The 18,350-nt window shown below is 58.1% G+C and carries 16 protein-coding genes; 14 read left to right on the forward strand and 2 right to left on the reverse strand.

Annotation, left to right across the window (positions count from 1 at the left end; translation table 11 throughout):
* Positions 1-219: 219 nt before the first annotated feature.
* A complete protein-coding gene (locus ACN0X0_RS08640; RefSeq protein WP_417278823.1) occupies positions 220-1,866 on the reverse strand; it encodes a flavin-containing monooxygenase in 1,647 nt (548 codons plus the stop codon).
* 363 nt (positions 1,867-2,229) lie between these two features.
* Between ACN0X0_RS08640 and ACN0X0_RS08645 the strand changes: the two genes are divergently transcribed.
* Positions 2,230-3,720 carry an NAD-dependent succinate-semialdehyde dehydrogenase gene (locus ACN0X0_RS08645; protein ID WP_417278824.1) on the forward strand — a complete coding sequence of 497 codons (1,491 nt, stop codon included), beginning with the start codon at positions 2,230-2,232 and terminating at the stop codon, positions 3,718-3,720.
* 20 nt (positions 3,721-3,740) lie between these two features.
* Complete coding sequence (locus ACN0X0_RS08650; RefSeq protein ID WP_417278825.1) at positions 3,741-4,979, forward strand: iron-containing alcohol dehydrogenase; 1,239 nt, start codon at positions 3,741-3,743, stop codon at positions 4,977-4,979.
* Between the two features lie 43 nt (positions 4,980-5,022).
* Here ACN0X0_RS08650 and ACN0X0_RS08655 read toward each other — a convergent pair whose 3' ends face one another.
* On the reverse strand, positions 5,023-5,715 hold the full coding sequence (locus ACN0X0_RS08655) for a GntR family transcriptional regulator (RefSeq protein WP_226552626.1): 693 nt from the start codon (positions 5,713-5,715) through the stop codon (positions 5,023-5,025).
* A 331-nt stretch (positions 5,716-6,046) separates the two neighbouring features.
* Here ACN0X0_RS08655 and ACN0X0_RS08660 point away from each other — a divergent pair, with 331 nt between their 5' ends.
* From ACN0X0_RS08660 to ACN0X0_RS08715, 12 genes are all read left to right on the forward strand, one after another.
* Positions 6,047-6,949: an MBL fold metallo-hydrolase gene (locus tag ACN0X0_RS08660; protein ID WP_417278826.1), complete on the forward strand. Its 903-nt coding sequence runs from the start codon at positions 6,047-6,049 to the stop codon at positions 6,947-6,949.
* 45 nt (positions 6,950-6,994) lie between these two features.
* Positions 6,995-7,711: an SDR family NAD(P)-dependent oxidoreductase gene (locus ACN0X0_RS08665; RefSeq protein WP_417278827.1), complete on the forward strand. Its 717-nt coding sequence runs from the start codon at positions 6,995-6,997 to the stop codon at positions 7,709-7,711.
* A gap of 270 nt (positions 7,712-7,981) precedes the next feature.
* A complete protein-coding gene (locus ACN0X0_RS08670; RefSeq protein WP_417278828.1) occupies positions 7,982-9,241 on the forward strand; it encodes a sugar ABC transporter substrate-binding protein in 1,260 nt (419 codons plus the stop codon).
* A gap of 17 nt (positions 9,242-9,258) precedes the next feature.
* Complete coding sequence (locus ACN0X0_RS08675) at positions 9,259-10,815, forward strand: sugar ABC transporter ATP-binding protein (protein ID WP_417278829.1); 1,557 nt, start codon at positions 9,259-9,261, stop codon at positions 10,813-10,815.
* Positions 10,816-10,829: 14 nt separating this feature from the next.
* The gene (locus ACN0X0_RS08680) at positions 10,830-11,816 is read left to right on the forward strand and encodes an ABC transporter permease (protein WP_226552636.1); all 987 of its coding nucleotides are present in this window, start codon (positions 10,830-10,832) and stop codon (positions 11,814-11,816) included.
* Positions 11,817-11,867: 51 nt separating this feature from the next.
* Complete coding sequence (locus ACN0X0_RS08685) at positions 11,868-12,638, forward strand: SDR family NAD(P)-dependent oxidoreductase (protein ID WP_417278830.1); 771 nt, start codon at positions 11,868-11,870, stop codon at positions 12,636-12,638.
* 10 nt (positions 12,639-12,648) lie between these two features.
* The gene (locus ACN0X0_RS08690) at positions 12,649-13,401 is read left to right on the forward strand and encodes an SDR family NAD(P)-dependent oxidoreductase (RefSeq protein WP_417278831.1); all 753 of its coding nucleotides are present in this window, start codon (positions 12,649-12,651) and stop codon (positions 13,399-13,401) included.
* Positions 13,402-13,869: 468 nt separating this feature from the next.
* Positions 13,870-14,346: a hypothetical protein gene (locus tag ACN0X0_RS08695; RefSeq protein WP_417278832.1), complete on the forward strand. Its 477-nt coding sequence runs from the start codon at positions 13,870-13,872 to the stop codon at positions 14,344-14,346.
* 5 nt (positions 14,347-14,351) lie between these two features.
* Positions 14,352-15,164 carry a hypothetical protein gene (locus ACN0X0_RS08700; protein WP_417278833.1) on the forward strand — a complete coding sequence of 271 codons (813 nt, stop codon included), beginning with the start codon at positions 14,352-14,354 and terminating at the stop codon, positions 15,162-15,164.
* A 34-nt stretch (positions 15,165-15,198) separates the two neighbouring features.
* Positions 15,199-16,107, forward strand: a complete 909-nt coding sequence (locus ACN0X0_RS08705; protein ID WP_417278834.1) for a hypothetical protein — start codon at positions 15,199-15,201, stop codon at positions 16,105-16,107.
* A gap of 329 nt (positions 16,108-16,436) precedes the next feature.
* Complete coding sequence (locus ACN0X0_RS08710) at positions 16,437-17,546, forward strand: NAD(P)H-dependent glycerol-3-phosphate dehydrogenase (RefSeq protein ID WP_417278977.1); 1,110 nt, start codon at positions 16,437-16,439, stop codon at positions 17,544-17,546.
* Positions 17,543-18,349, forward strand: coding sequence for an HAD-IIB family hydrolase (locus ACN0X0_RS08715; protein ID WP_417278835.1), 807 nt, complete (start codon positions 17,543-17,545; stop codon positions 18,347-18,349). The genes ACN0X0_RS08710 and ACN0X0_RS08715 overlap by 4 nt, the downstream gene beginning before the upstream one ends.
* Position 18,350 lies beyond the last annotated feature (1 nt).

Consider the following 18,350-nt stretch of genomic DNA (forward strand, 5'->3'; position numbering starts at 1 on the left):
GAATTTTAGTTTAGGCACAGATTTGGGCGGTCTTTGTCCGCCAGAAAAATCATGCGTGATATCTCTAAATGGATGTCTTGGCTCAATGGGTGTCTGGCGACCTTCTTCTGAAATCTATGCTCCTTTAAGCAGAAATGGCTGATGACAAAAAATGTCATCAGCCATTCGTTGGGAGGTCAATCCTGTGCATTGCGCCGTAGGTATAGGCTCAGCCAAGATTTACTCTTGGTCTTCGAGGCAGGGCACGCGAGATTTCGAAATCTCAAATCCGCGATAGCCTTCGTCCCGGATTTTGTTCATTTCGACCATGTAGTTGGACATGCCGCCCATGTACCACATCGAGGTTCTCGGTTTGCCAGGGATGTTCGCGCCGTTGATCCAACTGTCGGTGACTTCGAACAATGTCCCGGCCATGCCTTCCTGACAAATGCCGACCCAATCTTCCTGAGCCGATTTCTCGACGTCGATCACGCCGTTGACCTCTTCTGCCTTTTCGATGAGGTCGGTGAAGTAATCGACTTGCCATTCGTGGACCAAAGGTTGGCTGGTGAACGGGCTGAAGGGGCCGAAAACCATGAGCAGGTTCGGGAAACCCGACACGGCAAGACCCGCGTAGGTATGGGGGCCATCCGACCATTCATCCTTAAGTTTGACGCCATCGCGGCCCGTGGTGTCAATCTTGAGGTAGTTGCCAGTCATCGCGTCGAAGCCCGTCGCCATGATAACGACGTCCAATTCAACTTCTTCGCCGCCGATGATGAGGCCATTTTCAGTGAAGCGCTCGATCTGGTTGGTTTTGACATCATGCAGGGACACGTCGTCACGGTTGTAGACGGCATAGTAATTGTCGGCCGCGAGAGGACGTTTCGCGTAATAGTCGGTCGGCGTCAGTTTGCGGGCGGTGTCTGGGTCTTTCACGATCGCGTCGATCTTGGATTTGATGAAATCCGTTGCCGTTTTATTGGCCTCAGGCGTCACCACGAGATCCGAGAAGGTGCCGAGCAGGAATTCAAAGCCGTTGCCCTTCTGCCAGGCGGCTTCGTAAATCGCTTGCCGTTCTTCTTCGGACACGGACAGGGCCGGTGTCGTGCTCTCCTGGAAACCAAAGACGCTGGCGGTGTCCAAGGCCCAATCGCGATAGCCTTTGGGGTCTTTTTTGATCCGTTCGCGAGTGTCTTGGGGGAAGGGGCCGATGCCGAGAGGCACGACCCACTGCGGGGTGCGCTGAAGCACATGCAGGTGTTTCACCTTGCCGGCCAAAGATGTGATGACTTGGATGCCGGTCGATCCCGTGCCAATCACGGCGACCCGTTTGTCCGACAGGTCGGGATTTTCCTTTGGCCACTTCGAGGACACGAGAACCTCGCCTTTGAACTTATCTTGGTCCGGGAAGCTTGGCGCGTAGCTGGAGGACAGAAGGCCGACCGATTCAATCACGTAGCGTGCTTTGATTTTCTCGCCGGTTTTGGTGGTCAATTGCCACTGACCTTCCTCTTCCAGCCAATCGGCTTTGGCGATGCGCGTGCCAAAGTTGATGGAGGATTTCAGGTCATGTTTGTCGGCGACGGCACTCAGGTAGGCCTGCACTTCTTCTTGTTGTGCATAGCGCTCGGACCATTGCCAGTTCTGAAACATATCCAGGTCGAACGAATAGGTATAAACCGTCGATTCCGTGTCGACGCGGCAGCCGGGGTAGCGGTTCCAATACCAGGTTCCGCCAACATCATCGGCCTCGTCAAAGCCTTGGGCGTTCAGGCCGAGTTTGTTTTTCATGGCGTAAAGCGCGTAAAGCCCGCCAACGCCTGCCCCGATCACGGCGACATCAAGTTGAAGCCCGTCAAGGGCTGCGGAATGTTCAGTGCTCATAGATTAAGCCTCCCACTTAGGTCATTTCTATCGGCTGGGCCGAAATGTTTCTGGGTCACCGAATGCCGCCCTCCAAGCAATATTCGTGCCCTGCTTTGGTCTCCAAATGCAGGTGATGGGCCGATTGCGCGCGGCGAAGCTGTTTTGCGCGTCGGTGATCAAGAATCCAATCTCTCATACGGTATTACGGTATGACCAATATGGTCAATCCCATTTTTTTATCGGCGCATGTGGGCGGCATCTGCGGATCCACTTGCTCGGACAATCATATTGTATTACGCTAATACTGAAATTCAATTTTTTAGCTCGGCAAAGAGCTTATCCGGGGATTCTCCGGGGCTTATTCGGGCGTAGGAGGACTCAATGAACAAAAACTCACCCAAGCCGGTCGTGGCGGATACGACATTCGTGCAGCCGAACGGCCGCCTGCTGATCAATGGGAAATGGTTGGAAGGTGACGCGGAGTTTCCGGTCTCGAACCCGGCAACCGGCGAAGTTTTTGCCTCTGTGTCCAGTGCCGGGGAACGCGAAGCGCTGTTGGCGCTTGATGCTGCGGAAGCCGCGAAAGAGGGCTGGCGCAATGTCGCGCCGCGGCAGCGCGCTGAATTGATGCACCGGCTTTACGATCTCATGCTGACACGGCAGGAAGATTTTGCGCGCGTCATGACGCTTGAAAGCGGCAAGCCTCTGACCGAGGCGCGGGCCGAATTTAAACTGTCCTGCGATTTCTTGCGCTGGTTTGCCGAACAAACGGCGCATCTTCACGGCAGCTACGCCCCGGCATCGAATGGCGGCTTTCGCATCATGGTGGCCAAACAGCCGATCGGCCCTTGCCTTTTGATCACGCCGTGGAACTTCCCGCTTTTGATGATCGTTCGCAAGGGCGGCGCCGCTCTGGCCGCCGGTTGTACAATGGTCGTGAAATCGGCTCAGGAAACGCCGTTGACCTGCGCGCTCTTCGCGGAGCTGGTGCAGGAGGCCGGGTTCCCGGACGGGGTTATGAACCTGATTCATACGACAAATTCTGCATCGGTTTCGACGCCGCTGATGAATGATAAGCGTATCCGTAAGGTGTCGTTCACTGGCTCGACCCGTGTGGGGGGCTTGTTGATGGAGCTGGCGGCCAAGAACATCACGAAATGTTCGCTTGAGCTTGGTGGCGATGGGCCGTTTGTGGTTCTGGATGACGCTGACATCGATCTGGCCGTTGAGCAGGCCGTGATCTGCAAATTCCGCAATGCGGGGCAGGCCTGTGTGGCTGCAAACAGAATCATCGTGGACAAAAAGGTCGAAAAAGAATTCACCGAAAAATTCCTCAAAGAGGTCGAGGCTCTGACGGTCGGCGATGGGATGACCTCTGTCGATGTCGGTCCGATGATTTCGGCCCGTCAGCGGGATCGTCTTGGGGATACGATTCGTTCCTTGGAGGCCGCAGGCGGAACGGTTGTGACCGGAGGGGCTGCTGTCGAGGGCCCCGGGTATTTCTTCCAGCCGACCGTCATTCGCTTCGATGCCCCGAACGAGGTGATGTGTTCCAACGAGCTGTTCGCTCCGGTTGCCACCATCTTCCCGGTTGAGAATGCAGCAGAGGCGCTGGCCTTTGCCAATAAGAGCGACTTCGGTCTGGCCTCTTATGTGTTCACCAAAGATGTCTCGCGTGCGCTGACCTTCGGGGAGCGGCTTGAGTTCGGGATGGTCGGCATCAACCGTGGCATCATGGCTGACGCGGCCGCGCCCTTCGGTGGCACCAAGGCCTCCGGCATTGGGCGCGAGGGTGGTCAAGAGGGCATCTATGAGTTCATGGAAGACAAGTACATTGCCTTGACCGTCAATGAGGCACAGGGTGTTGCTTGATGCTTGAGAGGGCAGTTTCGATGGAAAATACACTTGGAATAGGGCTGGTGCGCCAGCCCAACACCGTGCTGTTCGGGCCCGGTCAGAGGCGTCAGCTTGGTCGTATCGCGGCCAGCATGGGAAAGTCCGTTTTGATCGTGACCGACGAACGCATGGCGGGCACAGACAGCTTTGCCGATATGGTTGCGGATTTGACGGCGCAGGGGCTGACTGTGGACAGCTTTACGGAGGCGCTTCCGGATCTGCCGCGCTCCAATGTCTTGGCCGTCGCGGAGCGGTTTGGTGCCAATCCGCCTGACCTGATCGTGGGGCTTGGTGGCGGGTCGTGTATGGATCTGGCCAAAGCTTGCTCTGTCGTTCTTCGTTTTGGCGGGGATGTGCGGGACTATTTTGGCGAATTCGCCGTGCCCGGGCCGACGGTCCCGACGATTGCCATTCCCACCACAGGCGGGACAGGGGCAGAGGTCACCAATCTGGCGATTGTTTTCGACGACGAAAAGCAGATGAAAATGGCCATTGCGGATGCCTCTATTGTTCCTGATGTGGCCATTATCGATCCTGAGTTGACGATCACCTGCCCGCCGGGGCTGACGGCCGCAACCGCCGCGGATGCGCTGTCGCATCTGGTCGAAGGGTTCACGGCACGTCCCAAGAACCCATCTCCCGACCAACTCGCGACGGAAGTCTATGTCGGTAAAAATCGGATTACGGATGTGTTCTGTGAGGAGGGGCTGCGGTTGATGAGTCGCTCTCTAGGCACGGTCGTAGAGACGCCGTCCGACTTGGTGGCGCGGTCGGATGTGATGTTTGCCGCCTATTGTGCGGGCATGGTCATCAACACGACGGGCACGGCGGCGGCGCATGCGATCCAAAGCCCGATGGCCTCGATCGGCCATACCCCGCATGGCATCGGTGTGGGTGCTTTGCTGCCCTATGTCATGCGCGCCAACCAACCCTACGCGCGTGAGGAATTCGCACGTATGGCCGATATTCTCGGCGTTGGGGGAGGTCTGGAGTCACTTGACGATAAAGGGCGTGCGGCGATTGCGCGGATCGAAGAGCTCTTGGCCGCAGCGGGCGTTCCGCTTGAATTGGCGTCCCTTGGGGTGAGCGAGGCGCATTTCGATCAGATCGCGCGCTCTGCCGTATCGGCGCGCCGACTGGTCCTCAACAATCCTGCACCGCTCACAGAAGATTTTGTAAAAAAGCTTTTGGCGCGCGGTGTGGCGAATGACCGGAGTTGGTGGGCCGCTCCGTAAAGCAGCCCTCGAAACCCATTTGAGGCTGCTCTTGCGAGTGGCCTCAAGCCTCGATCAAGGCCGCATTTCGGCTGATATATTCTTGCTCTGCATATTTGGCGGCGAGAATGACGTGATCTTCTGCAGCGGTTGCTGCAGCCTGTCCATTATGCGCTTCGGCGGCTTCGTGGATGATCGTTTTGAGCTCTGCGATGGACTCTTCGGTGCGGCTTTCGTCCAGAAAGGCGAAGCGCCGGAAAATTGCGATCCGGGCATGAATGAGGCCAAGGGTTTCTCTGAGCACGTTGTTATGTGCACCGCTGATCAGCACATCATAAAACTCGGCCTTGATGAGTTCGCGGCTTTGGACATCGCCGTGGCGGTATTCTTTGTCCAAACGCGCGGCGATGTTGAGCAGCTGCTGGCATTGCTCGTCGGAGGCGTTCTGCGCAAAAAGATTTGCGGTGAGGCCTTCGAGATTGGCCCGGACCACGTAGAGCGCTTGAATGTCTTGCTGGCTCAGGACGGTCACGATTGGACCGGAGTTCGGGACAACCGTGATGAGGTGTTCGGATTCCAGCTGGCGGAGAGCCTCACGGATGACGGTGCGCGACACGTCATATGTTTCGCACAGAACGCTTTCGACGAGGCGTTGGCCAGGTTTGAGATTTTCTTGAAGAATGTCTTCGCGGATCATCTGCACAACTTGTTGGCGCAGGGGGGCTGCTGTTCTTGCGATTGCGCGCCGAGCTGGCATTCGGTGCTCCTATGTTCATAAACATTAAATTGCGTAGCGCGTTTTCGTCACAAGGACGTCTGAGCTCTCTGCAACAGTACCGTGTGATTGTAATACGATCAAGGCGATCATGGCGCGTGACAGTCGGCCGAATGGATATTTCCACTTAATTCTGGTGGTTTGCGATGCGGGCGGGGTGCGGTGTTCGCCGGTGGGATGGACATAAGTTGTGCGCAAATAGGGATAGACGCCATCCATCATCCTGTATTACGGTATGACGGAAATTGCGCGATGTTCACCGCCGGACTCTCTACGCGGTGCGCGTCGCGTTTCAAAGAAGGAGGAGCGCACAATGGTCGCAGCACTGCAAAATCAACAGAATGCAGGGTGGTATAGATTTCGGATCGGGGATTTGGAATGCACGTCTGTGTGGGATGGCTACATTCATCACAGCTATGACGGTCTGTTTCCGAATGCCGACCCAGAGGAAATGGCGCGGCTGAAGGTCGAATACAGGTTGCCGATTGACTATATTCCGATGGATTTGAACCCTGTCGTTGTGAATATGGGGGACCGTCTCGTTCTGATCGATGCCGGTATGGGCCAGTATTCGGATATGTTCGGCGATAAAATGGGCCGGTTGTTGGAAAACATGGCGGCGGCGGGGCTTGATCCGGCTGATATCGACGTGGTTCTCATGACGCATCTTCACCCGGACCACAGCTTTGGTTTGCGACGCCCGGACATGTCCGCCGCTTTCCCGAATGCCGAAATCCATGTGAGCCGACAGGACTGGGAAGAGTGGACTGACGCTGAGAACCTGACGCGCAGCGATCATAAAAAGGCCTGGACCCAAGGGACGCTTGAGGCGCTTAAGCCCTATGAGGGTAAGGTGAAAACCTTTGAGATTGGGGACGAAGTTCTGCCGGGTGTGACCTCGGTGTCGGCTGCGGGACATAGTTCTGGCCAATCCGCCTTTGTCTTTGAAAGCAAAGGGGAGAAGGTGATGTTTACCGGAGATCTGGCGCATCATCAGGTGTATGATCCCATTCACCCGGAATGGTATTTCCATATGGATTTCGACAGCGATCCGGCGCTCGGCGCGCAGGCGAAGCGTGATGTCTTCGAGAAGGTCTGCGCTGAGGGCATCCGCTATCACGGGTATCATTTCCCGTTCCCGGGTCTTGGCGATCTGACAAAGGAAGCCGACGGCACATTCCGCTTTCATTTGGAGCCGGTGACGCCCCGTCTCTGAGACGGTTCCTCAGTTTGCGATCTTGATATGAATGGAGGACAGGAGATGCTGTCAAAAACGGCCATCGTAACCGGTGGCGCGCGCAATATCGGCTATGCCATCAGCAAGCGGCTCAGCGACGATGGATATCGCGTGTTCGTGCTGGATGTCGTTGCCCCGGAGGATGCCGCGCTTCTGGCGGATTTTCGTCAGGTGGACCTTTCCGATGTGGAAGCGACGCGGGCGACCGTGGCGGCAATTATTGCTGAGCACGGGGTGCATTGTTTGGTGAACAATGTCGGGTTGGTGTTCCCTGCGCCGCTTGAGGATGTCGATCTGAGTGATTTCGACAAAGTGATGCATCTCAATCTGCGCGCGGCGATCGTGTGCGCCCAGGAGGCAGTGCCTGCCATGCGCCGCGCGGGCGCGGGAGGGCGCATTGTGTTCAACACCAGCCGCGTCACCAAGGGCAAGCTGGACCGTACGCTTTACTCGGCGTCTAAAGGGGCCGCGCAATCCATGGCGCGCACCTGGGCGCTGGAATTGGCGCCGCATGGGATCACCGTCAATTGCGTTGCTCCCGGCCCGATCGCGACCACGGCATTCTGGGACAACAATCCGCCAGATGCGCCGAAGACGCGCGCGATCATCGATCAAGTGCCTCTCGGTCGTATGGGGAAGCCTGAAGACGTGGCCAATGCCATCAGTTTCTTCTGCGATGACAAGGCGTCTTTCGTGACTGGGCAAACGCTCTTTGTCTGCGGGGGCGTGACTGTGGGCTGAGGGTTCAGAGCCGTCTGCGATAAAAAAATATGCCCCGGATATGCGCAAGCCTATCCGGGGCTTTCTTTTTTGTCGCGTCATTTGATGTGCTCGAGGTCGCTTTTTTGGGGGGAAGTCGCGCCATCTTATCGTATTACGGTAAGTCAGTAAGATAATTCTTGACTGTATTATGGTAATATTGGATGACGGTATGGAGCACCATGATACGCGCACGGCCCTGGGTGTTCTTTGGAGGAGATGAGGCGGTGCAACATCTGGGGAGGAGACCCAATGAAAAAGACTGAGTCCGTGGAGAGCCGTATTGTGCGCGCTGGAAACTCCATTCATGAACCGTTCTCACGCCGCGTCTTCATGCAGCTGGCAGCAGCCGCTGGCATCACCGGGGCGACAGGCCTTGCGACCACGACGTCGGCACAGGCCGCGACAACCGGGAAGATCATCTATCAGGTCGACGTGCTGCATTCCTATTGGGTGGAATGGGTGAAAGGCTTCGAAGCTTGCACCGCTGCCCTAGGTCTGGATGGCGCGCAAATGCTGCACGGATCAGATCCGGCCAAACAGATCAGCCAGGTCCGCTCCGCCCCGCAACAGGGCGCGAAAATGTTCATCGGCCTGCCTTTCCCCGATGGCGCCGTGCCGCAGATGGCCAAGACGCTTCAGTCGTCCGGTATTTACTATTCCAACATCTGGGAGCATCCCGCGTGGTTCTCTCCGGTCGATGTCGGCGACTACCATGTGCAATATTCCACCCCGAACTCTGAACTTGCGGGCTACGAAGTCGCCAAAGTGCTGTTCGAACGGATCGGCGGTGAGGGCAAGGTCGTCCATATCTGGGGGCTCCCCACGCCGACGGATGCCTTCCGAACGGCGGGTGTCATGCGGGCGGCTGCGGAATATCCGGGCATCGAAGTGGTTGGCAATCTGCGAACCCAATGGGACCGGGAGAGCGGGCGCGATGCCATGTTGTCGATGATCACGGCGCATCCGGATCTCAAAGGTGTAATGGCGCAGAACGACTCGATCGCCGAGGGCGTTTTGGCGGTGTTGGATGAGCGGGACCGAACCGACATTCCTGTCGTGGGCATCGATGGTTTGCCCGATGGTCTGAACGCGGTGAAAAGTGGCCGCCTCGCCGCGACCCATTCTTCGCTCCCGGCGTATCAGGCGGCCTTTATGGTCACCTCTGTGTTCGATGCTTTGAACGGATGGAAGCCGAGCCTGCCCGAGCGGATGATGTATACCGAATCCGCCCTGATCACTGAGGACAACGTGCAGCATTATCTGGACAACCTCTATGGCGCGGACGGTCCGGCCTATGATTGGACCAAGATGAGCCGCACGCTCAATCCTGACGACTGGAATCCGCAGGCGAAAATCATGCCGATTGATCCGGAAACGCATTTCGCGTTGTTCCCGGACAATAAGGACCGGCTCAACCCGGCCTATGCTGACATGAAGAGCAGCGGCGAATTCGATCGCGTGGTTCAGCTCTATGAGGGCCACTATATTTCCGGTCCGTTCAAAGCCTGAGCGCGGGACTTTCAAACATGACTGAGACTGTGAAGCACACATCAGCAGAGACCTCTGCTGTTGCGCTCGAACTTATGGGCGTCAGCAAGTCCTACAACGGCATCCCGGCTATCCGGGATGTCTCCTTTCGGTTGCGGAAAAATACGGTCCTCGGGCTGGTCGGTGAGAATGGCGCCGGGAAATCGACGATTTTAGGCAGCATCAATGGCGTGGTGTCGCCGGATGAGGGCGTCGTGCGCATTCATGGGGAGCAGGCCCATCTAGGGCACCCCGAAGAAGCGGCGCGCCATGGCATTGCAACTGTTTTTCAGGAACAGGGTCTGGTGCCGCAACTGAAGGTCTATGAAAATGTTTTTCTGGGCCGCGAAGCCAAATTCACGACCTTTGGGGTGCTCGAACGTGACCGGATGATCCGGGTCACACAAGAGGTTCTTGAGGATTTGGGGATCGACAATGTGGACCCCAAAGCGGTCACGGGGGATCTGTCTTTTGGGCAGAGGCAATTGGTGGAGATCGCCAAAGCCTTTGCGTTGTCTCGTGTCTATCCGGTCGAGCCGATCATCTTGCTGGATGAACCAACCTCCGCCCTGTCTGAGAATGAGGCCAACAAACTCTTTGAAGGCATTGCTCAATGGCGGTCGAAGGCATCCATCATCATCGTGTCGCACTCTATGGCGGACATCTTTCGGTGCTGCGATGAAATCGTGGCCCTCAAAGACGGGCAGGTGATGCAACAGCTGGAAGCTTCGGAAACCAGTCCGGATGGCCTGCATGAGCTGATTGTCGGGCGAAAGCGCGAAGAGGAATACTACAAGGAATTCCGTCAGCGCACACCGGACGATCAGGTGGTGATCTCGATTCGGGATCTGGCGAAAGAGGGCGAGGTAGAACCGACCTCATTCGATTTGCACAAGGGAGAAATCTTGGGGGTTGCCGGCGTGCTTGGCTCCGGCAAGTCCGTCGTAGCGAGTATGATTGCGGGGTTGACGCCGCGCGATGGCGGGACGGTCATGATCCATGACAAACCTCTTGCGTCAGGCTCCAGCTTCCAGGCCATTTCTGAGGGCATCGGATATGTGCCTGCCGAACGCAATCTCGCGGGCATCATCGGGGCGCATTCTCTGGAGTGGAACCTCACCTTGCCCGGCCTGACCAATATTGCCGGGCCGCTGCGGATCGATCTGTCCTCCCGCAAGAGCGCAGAGGTCACGGATCACTGGTTGAAACGGTTGAAGGTGCGCGCACCGGGGCGGCGGGCTTTGGCGCGCAACCTGTCGGGGGGCAACCAGCAAAAGGTTGTCTTTGCCAAATGGTTGGCACGCGGCGTCGATGTCCTGGTGCTCGATGAGCCGGGGCGGGGGCTCGATGTCGGGGCGAAAGAGGAAATCTACGATCTGATCCGCGATGTCGCGGACCAAGGGACCTCGGTTCTTTTGATCTCTGACAATCTGCCCGAGCTGATCGGCCTGTCGAACCGCATTCTGGTGATGCGGCGCGGGCAGGTGACAGCCGAACTTCCGGCCGCCTTCGGGGCTAAGCCCGAAGAAGCCACCATCGTCAAAAGCATGATTTAAAAGGAGGTTATGACATGACCGCAATGACAACAAATGCCGGCGTGCCCTCCAAGGGACAAAATGCGCTGCGCCCCTACTATGCCATTCTGGCACAGCTTTGCGCGCTGGGCGTGCTGATCGCCTTCTTCACCATCCAAAACCCGCTCTTCTGGACGCTGGCCAATTTTCAAAACATCGGGATGCAATCCTCTGTCCTGCTCTTGGTCGCCTTGGCGGGCACATTGGTGATCATGATCGGGTCGATTGACCTTTCGGTCGGGGCCACCGTCGTTTTGGCCACGCTCGTCACCGCAATCAGTGTCGATCTGTACGGAAGTGTCGCGGCGATCTGTATCGCCATCGCCACAGGCGCCGTGGTGGGCGCCGTCAACGGTGGGTTGCTGGTGTATCTCAAGGTGCCCTCCTTTTTGGCGACGCTGGGCATGATGTCGGTTCTGGCCGGGCTTGCCGGGCATGTCTCCGGCGGGATCGCGATCATCTATCAGGATTGGGGCTATACCGATCTGATCAACGGGTCGTTCATCATGGGCGTGCCGAATGTCGCTGCCATCGCTTTGCTCACGGCGCTGCTTTTGACCTTCGTCGCGCTGCGCACCAAATTCGGCCGCTATCTCTATGCCATCGGTGGCGGTGAGGTTGTGGCCTCCAACTCCGGTGTGCCGATCAACCGCTTCAAGATCAAAGCCTTCGTGGTTTGCGGTGCGCTTTGTGGTCTGGCCGGTGCGCTTTTGGCGGGACAGGTCGGGGCGGGGACGCCTGCGGCAGGCTCGTCGATCTTGCTGAACTCAATCGCGGCCATCGTGATGGGGGGTACGGCCCTTTCGGGCGGTGTCGGCGGCCCACATCGCACCATTCTGGGCGTGTTGCTCATCGCGATCCTGTCCAATGGCATGGATGTGACCGGTGTCGGTGGCTTTACGCAGGACATCGTCAAAGGGCTGGTGATCATCGTTGCCGTGGCGATCACGACGGACCGCAAGAAATATCAATTCATCAAATAAGACATTCTGCCCGGTTACGGCCGGGCCAAATGCACATTCATGGAGAAAGCAATGACACAAGGACGTGTAGCCGGAAAAATCGCAATCGTGACAGGTGGCGCCCAAGGGATCGGGGCTGCGACAGCCCGGCGGTTGGCCGAAGAGGGCGCCGATGTCGTGATTTTCGACATTCTCGACAAGGCGCAGGAGGTTGCGGACGAGATCGATGCGGGCCCGACCTCGGCTCTGTTCGTCAAGGTTGACCTGACCAAGGAAGCCTCCGTTCAGCAGGGCATCAAAGACGTGCTGGCGCGTTTCGGCACCATCGACATCCTCGTGAACAACGCCGCTACACCGGGGGTCAATAAGCTGGTCCACGAGATGAGCGAAGCCGAGTGGGACAGTGTTTTCAACGTCAATGTCAAAGGCACGTTCTTCACGACCAAACACGTGCTGCCGACCATGATGGAGAAAAAGACGGGGTCCATCGTCAATTTCTCCTCCATTTATGGCCTGATCGGGTCTGCGGATTTGCCAGCCTATCATGCCACCAAGGGGGCTGTGTTGCTGATGACGAAGACGGACGCGATTTGCTATGCGCCCTATGGCATTCGCGTCAATGCCGTTCATCCCGGTTCGACCAAAACGGAGCTGTTCCTTCAGGCCGCCGACACTTGGCCCGAGGGGCGGGAGGCCTATCTCGCCATGATGGGCGAGAAGCATCCTTTGACTTTGGGTGAACCGGAAGATGTGGCCAATTGCGTGCTCTTTCTCGCCTCTGATGAGGCGCGTTTCGTGACCGGCTCCAGTGTCGTCTGTGACGGCGGCTATACCGCGCAGTAGGAGAGAAAATATGGAATTTTCAGGAAAAACGATCGCCATCACCGGGGGTGCACGCGGCATCGGCAACGCGATTGCGCACACCATCTGCCGTCTCGGCGGCCATGTGGTCATCGCTGATCTGTCGGGCGCAGCAGAGGCCGCCGCCGCTTTGCAGGCGGAGGGCTATTCCGCAGAAGGTCATGTTGTCGATGTGACGAAGAGTGACGTGGTCGATGCCTTTATCGATGGTGTGGTTCAGACTCGTGGGGCCATCGATGGGTTCGTCGCCAATGCCGCTTACGCGAACTCGAATGCGATGCTCGACCATAGCGATGATGAGTGGCGCGGTGTCATGTCGGTGAACCTCGATGGCGTCTTCTATTCCGTGCGGGCCGCAGGGCGGCATATGACCAAAGCGGGGGCAGGCGCGATTGTCATCATTTCCTCTATCGCCGGTGTCAAAGCCGTGCGTCCGGAGCTTCATGCGGCATATGACGTGTCAAAAGCGGCGGTGGCACATATGGCTCGGGTCGTTGGCGTTGAATGGGCCAAAACCGGGGTGCGCGTGAATGCCGTTGGCCCCGGGTATACAGAGACCGAGATGTTGAAATCGGTTGGGATCGAACATCCTGAGGTGGTTGAGAAATGGCTTGAAGATATGCCAAGCGGCGCCCTTCTACAGCCCCCTGAAGTGGCCAATGTCGTCGCTTTCCTGTTGTCGCCGCTGTCGTCAGCGATCAACGGGCAATTGATTATGGCCGATGGTGGCTATAGTTCGTTCTAATCTCAGGCGCATCTGGCCTCGTTTTTTTGTGCCGGGGCCGTGCAGGCGGCAGGTCAGGAGATGTCGTTCGACGTAGACATCCAGATACAAAAGCACCTGCAATGAGGTCGCCCATTGGGCGGCCATTTTTTTTCTCCTTGTCCATGAGGTTGAGGCAACTGAAAGAGATCGTTTTTCAGTGTCGAAAGACTGAGCGTCCAAAGTTTTATTTTTCTCGTAAAGTATTGACTTTTGTCAGTCGTGGTTCTTGGCAGGACGGAATTTTCATGCCCCTCATGATCGGGCGCTGCCGCAATGTTCGATGGTGTTTTGCGCCTGCGGCTTGGGAAAGCTGCCGACATTTTCCCCCTCCCATCACCTATTCGGGTCCGTAGTACTGAGCGCGCCAAAGCCACCTGTCGCAGCATTCATGTCCGACGTTGCCGCGGCAGCCCGTGTCATGAAATGATTTTCGATCAAGGAAAGCCAATGAAAAGAATCTCTCTCGCAACCGCACTGTTTTTTGCCGCCGGTATGGCGCAGGCCGGACAGTATTGCCTGCTCGATGGAACCGAAGTCTTCTCCTGTACCTTCAACAATGGCGCCAAAGCGGTCGAGCTTTGCGATGCGATTTGGGAAGATGGCGACATGGCCTCTTACGGTTTTTTCAAATCCAATGGCGAGGTGGAGAAAGAAATCCTGCAAGAAAAAGTCACGCTGTCCTACGCGGCCTGGAATGGCATGGGTAGCTATATGACTGATTCCGTGACCTTTAACGCGGATGGCGGGTATGCCTATGAGGTCTGGGCGGGCGTAGAGCGGGATGCAGAAGCCGAGGCCGAGGGGGGTATCACCGTGATCCAGAACAACGAGGTGCTTGCGACTTTGACCTGCGACGCGGGCTCTGTCACCTCCGATCTCGGCGCGTTGATCGAGATGATCGACCTGGCGCAAGTCTCGCCGTAACAGCGATGCAGAGACATCTCCGAAAAGCGGCTTTGGCCTGTCTGGCCGCTGGTTTTGCGCAAAGCGCGGTCGCGCAGGGCGTCTGCGACGGCGAGGTCGTGTTTCAATGCACGACCGAGGCCGAACCCCGCGAACAGATCACCGTCTGCGCGCAAGACGCGCGCTTTAGCCTTGTTCGCCACGCGCTTGAAACCGGCGCGACTTACTACGACACGCCGCTGATCGCGGAGGCGGCGACCACGTGGTTTAGCTGGCAAGAGGGCGATGATCTTCGCGTCGAATTGGGGTTCTGGAGCACCGATCTGAATGAGCCGGTGACGGTTCATGCCAGCCTGCCTTGGGACGACATGGAAGAGGCGGTGGCAGAAGATGGCCCCACCGAGATGTGGCTGCAATCTGCGCATTGGCAGCAAGACATCGATCAGACGCCCTGCCTGTCGCAAACCGTCTACGCCGACACGGAGGCGCTTTGGGCGCCGCTTGAGACGCGCGGTCCCATCGGGCTGTTCTTTTCGCAGGATGTCGTGGTGCCGGAGCCCAATGCGGTTGGCGTCGCAGAGGTAATGCCCGTGCCGACAGGCGAAGGGCTTCCGGTCTATGCGACCGCCCGTCCAAACGCTGCGACGCCCGTCTGGTGGCGGCTCTATGAGGGAGACACCGTGGATGTCATCGCCCGCGACGGGGATTTCCTCGCCGTGGCGATCCCCACCAATGGGGTCACCTCCTGTCTCATCCGCCCCGAGCAGCTTTATACGCCCTATCACGGCCCCTGTGCGACGGGCTGGGTCGATGGCGCATTTCTTGACCGTGTGCAGTGACGCAGGTCTAAAAACGGATGTAAGGACTTTAACGATGCGATTTTTTATCCCCTGTTTCCCCCTGGCCCTCTTGTCTTCGACGGCGGGCGCCCATGCGTTTTGCGACGACATTCTGGCGACACAGGTGCTGTGCGTGACCGAAGAGGCCGAAGAGATCAAACTCTGCGGCGCGCAGCATCCCGAAACGGGCGCCCCGGCTTTTGAGCTGCATGTCACGCCTCAAATCTCAGACGGGCCGCTCACGCAACTGGCCATCGACACGCCATTCGATATGACGCCGGGCACAGGCGGCTATCCTTGGGACAGCTACAGCCTGACGTTTTTGCACGAAGGCGGACGGGCCGTGCTCAACATCAAAACGCCGATGGATGGAGCGGGTGCTGAAGAAGCGGAGATTTGGCTTGATCTCTTTGATCGGAGCGTCGCACCGGCACGCACGCTGTCCTGTCTGACCCCGGCGCTCAGTGCCGAGGTGTCGGACATCCTTGCGGCGCGGGACATCGCGTTCAACAGTTTTCGCACCGGGCCAAGCGGTGAGAGCGCGGCCTATTATCAGCCCCGCATGCCGCTTGTGGGGGCGGCCCCCTATGGTGGTGCGGAATGTCGTGAAGTCAGCGGCGTGATCAGCAATAAAGGCACCCAGAATGGCCAGATCGCGCTCTATGCCGCGCCCTTCGAAGAGGCGGCCATTTTGGGCTACATCTCACCCTATGCCTTGGAGAACGCGTTCGAATGCGATTTCGACAACGGCTTTTCCGGCATCATCTGGACCGATCCGGAGAAAGGCGACGGCGCGAATGGTTACATGAGTGAGCTGGGGTATGACGCTAAATTGGCGGCCTGCGGTTTGACGCCAGAGGGCTGGCCAACGGATACCGCCTATCTCGGAAAATGCTCTTCGGCCTGGGTGCATGAAGGCAATGTTGCGGGGTTTGAACCCTGATCGATTGGGCAAGAACACGTCTCTGTGATCTCTAAAACAAAAAAGTTTCCTTTTATTACAAAGTCCTTCGCCGCATTGCGGCGAGGTTGGGTTGAAATTTAAGACAGGATTGCTACCCTATTGATAGGGTTCACGCGACGGACCCGCTCGGCACGGACGCGGCCCAAAAGGGCTTAAACTGCGCATGTGTACGACCCGCTTGGCGCTGACGGCACATCTGCTTGTCTTTGCCCCTTGTCGCGCGGCCAGTATGGCGGGTGGGGCGCGCGGAACCTGAAGACGACATATTGAGTAAGAGCACCCAAAAGGAGCTCCCCATCAAGGATTCTATCTCCCATACCCCGTCGCAGCCCTACGCCCGCGTCGCCGTTCTTGGCGCCGGTAGTTGGGGCACTGCGCTCGCCTCCGTTCTGGCCCGCAATGGCCGCCAAGTGCGCCTCTGGGCACGACGCCCGGACCTTGCCCACCGGATCAATGACACAAGACAAAATGCGGATTACCTGCCCGAGGTCGATCTTCCAAACGGTCTGACGGCCACCTCTGATCTCGCAGAGGCGCTGGCCGGTGCCGAGGCCGTTTTGATGGTCACACCCTCGTCGACGCTGCGCCCGATGTGTCAGGCGATTGCCCCGCATTTGCCCGTGGGCATCCCGATCGCGCTGGCCTGTAAAGGTGTCGAGCGCCGTTCTGGATACCTTTTGTCCGAAGTTGTGTCCGAAGAACTGCCCGGCCATCCGGTCGGCGCCGTTTCCGGTCCGACCTTTGCGCGTGAAACCGCGCTGGATCACCCGACCGCAGCCACGGTCGCCTTTCCGTTTTCCTACGCGGATCGTCTGAACCCCGAAAAAAGCCCGGCGGCGCGTCTCGCCGTGTCGCTTTCGGGCGGCGGTTTTCGCCCCTATGTCTCCGACGATCTCGTCGGTGTCGAAGTGGGCGGCGCGGTTAAAAACGTGATCGCCATCGCCTGCGGGATGATGTCCGGGGCGGGTTTTGCCGAAAATACCCGCGCGGCTCTGATCACCCGCGGCACGGATGAAATGAAACAACTTGCACAAGCTCTGGGCGGGTCGCGCGAAACCGTGACCGGTCTGTCCGGCGCGGGCGATCTGACGCTGACCTGTAGCTCGACCACCTCGCGCAACATGTCTTTGGGCTATCAACTGGGCCAAGGCATCGCGCGCCCGTCCTGTTTCGAGGGCCGTCCCGTCGTGGTCGAAGGCGAGGTCAACGCCGTCTCCGTCACCGATCTGGCGCATCGCATCGGGGTGCCGATGCCGATCTGCGAAACCGTCCATGCGGTGCTGCACAAAGGGGCCGATCTGCAAGAGGCCTTTACCGCGCTTTGGGCCCGTCCCATCGAATCTGAGCCCAATGCGCTCACCCTGTCCCTGACCCATCCCACCCCTGATATGCCGCTGCAATTCGGAGACAAGTCATGACTGTTCACACCACACCGCGCCCGGCCATTGCGGCGCGCCGTTTCACCCTTGCGACCGATCTGGATGGGACGTTTTTGGGCGGCTCCGACGCGGAGCGCAAAACGCTTTACGATTGGATCGAGGCCAATCGCGACACGGTTGGGCTGATTTTCGTCACCGGGCGCGACCCGGAGTTCATCATGGAGATGTGCCGCGAGCAGGGGCTTCCGTGGCCGGAATATGTCGTGGGCGATGTCGGCACGACGATTGCCCATGTCCGCGACGACGGGCATGTCGAACCGATCCCCGCACTTGAGGCCGATATTGCCACGCGCTGGAACGACAAAGGCGACGCCGTGCGCGCCACGCTCGATGGCGTGTCCGGCCTGACGCTTCAGCCGACGCCGTTTCGCTATCGGGTGAGCTACGATCTGACGCCCAATGCCTATGACGCCACCGCCGAAGTGCTGGTCGAGGAACTGGGTCTCGATTGGCTCATCTCCGACAACCGCTATTTCGACGTGCTGCCCAAGGGCGTCTCGAAAGGTCCGTCGATCAAGCGGCTCATTGCGCATCTCGGCATTCCCGAGACACGCGTGCTCTGCGCGGGCGACACGATGAACGATCTGTCGATGCTGATCTCCGGCCTGCCGGCTGTGGCGGTTGGCAATTCGGAGGCCCCGCTCAAACAGCGGCTCTATGGCCGCGACACGGTTTATCACGCGACGGGCTTTGGTGCCGCTGGCATCCTTGAGGCCATCACCGCGCTCGATCTGCATGACGCCCCCGATCATGCATCAAATCTCGCCCTGAAAGGAGCCTGAT

This window comes from Celeribacter sp., from assembly GCF_048270365.1.
In the GTDB taxonomy this organism is placed as follows: Bacteria; Pseudomonadota; Alphaproteobacteria; order Rhodobacterales; family Rhodobacteraceae; genus Celeribacter.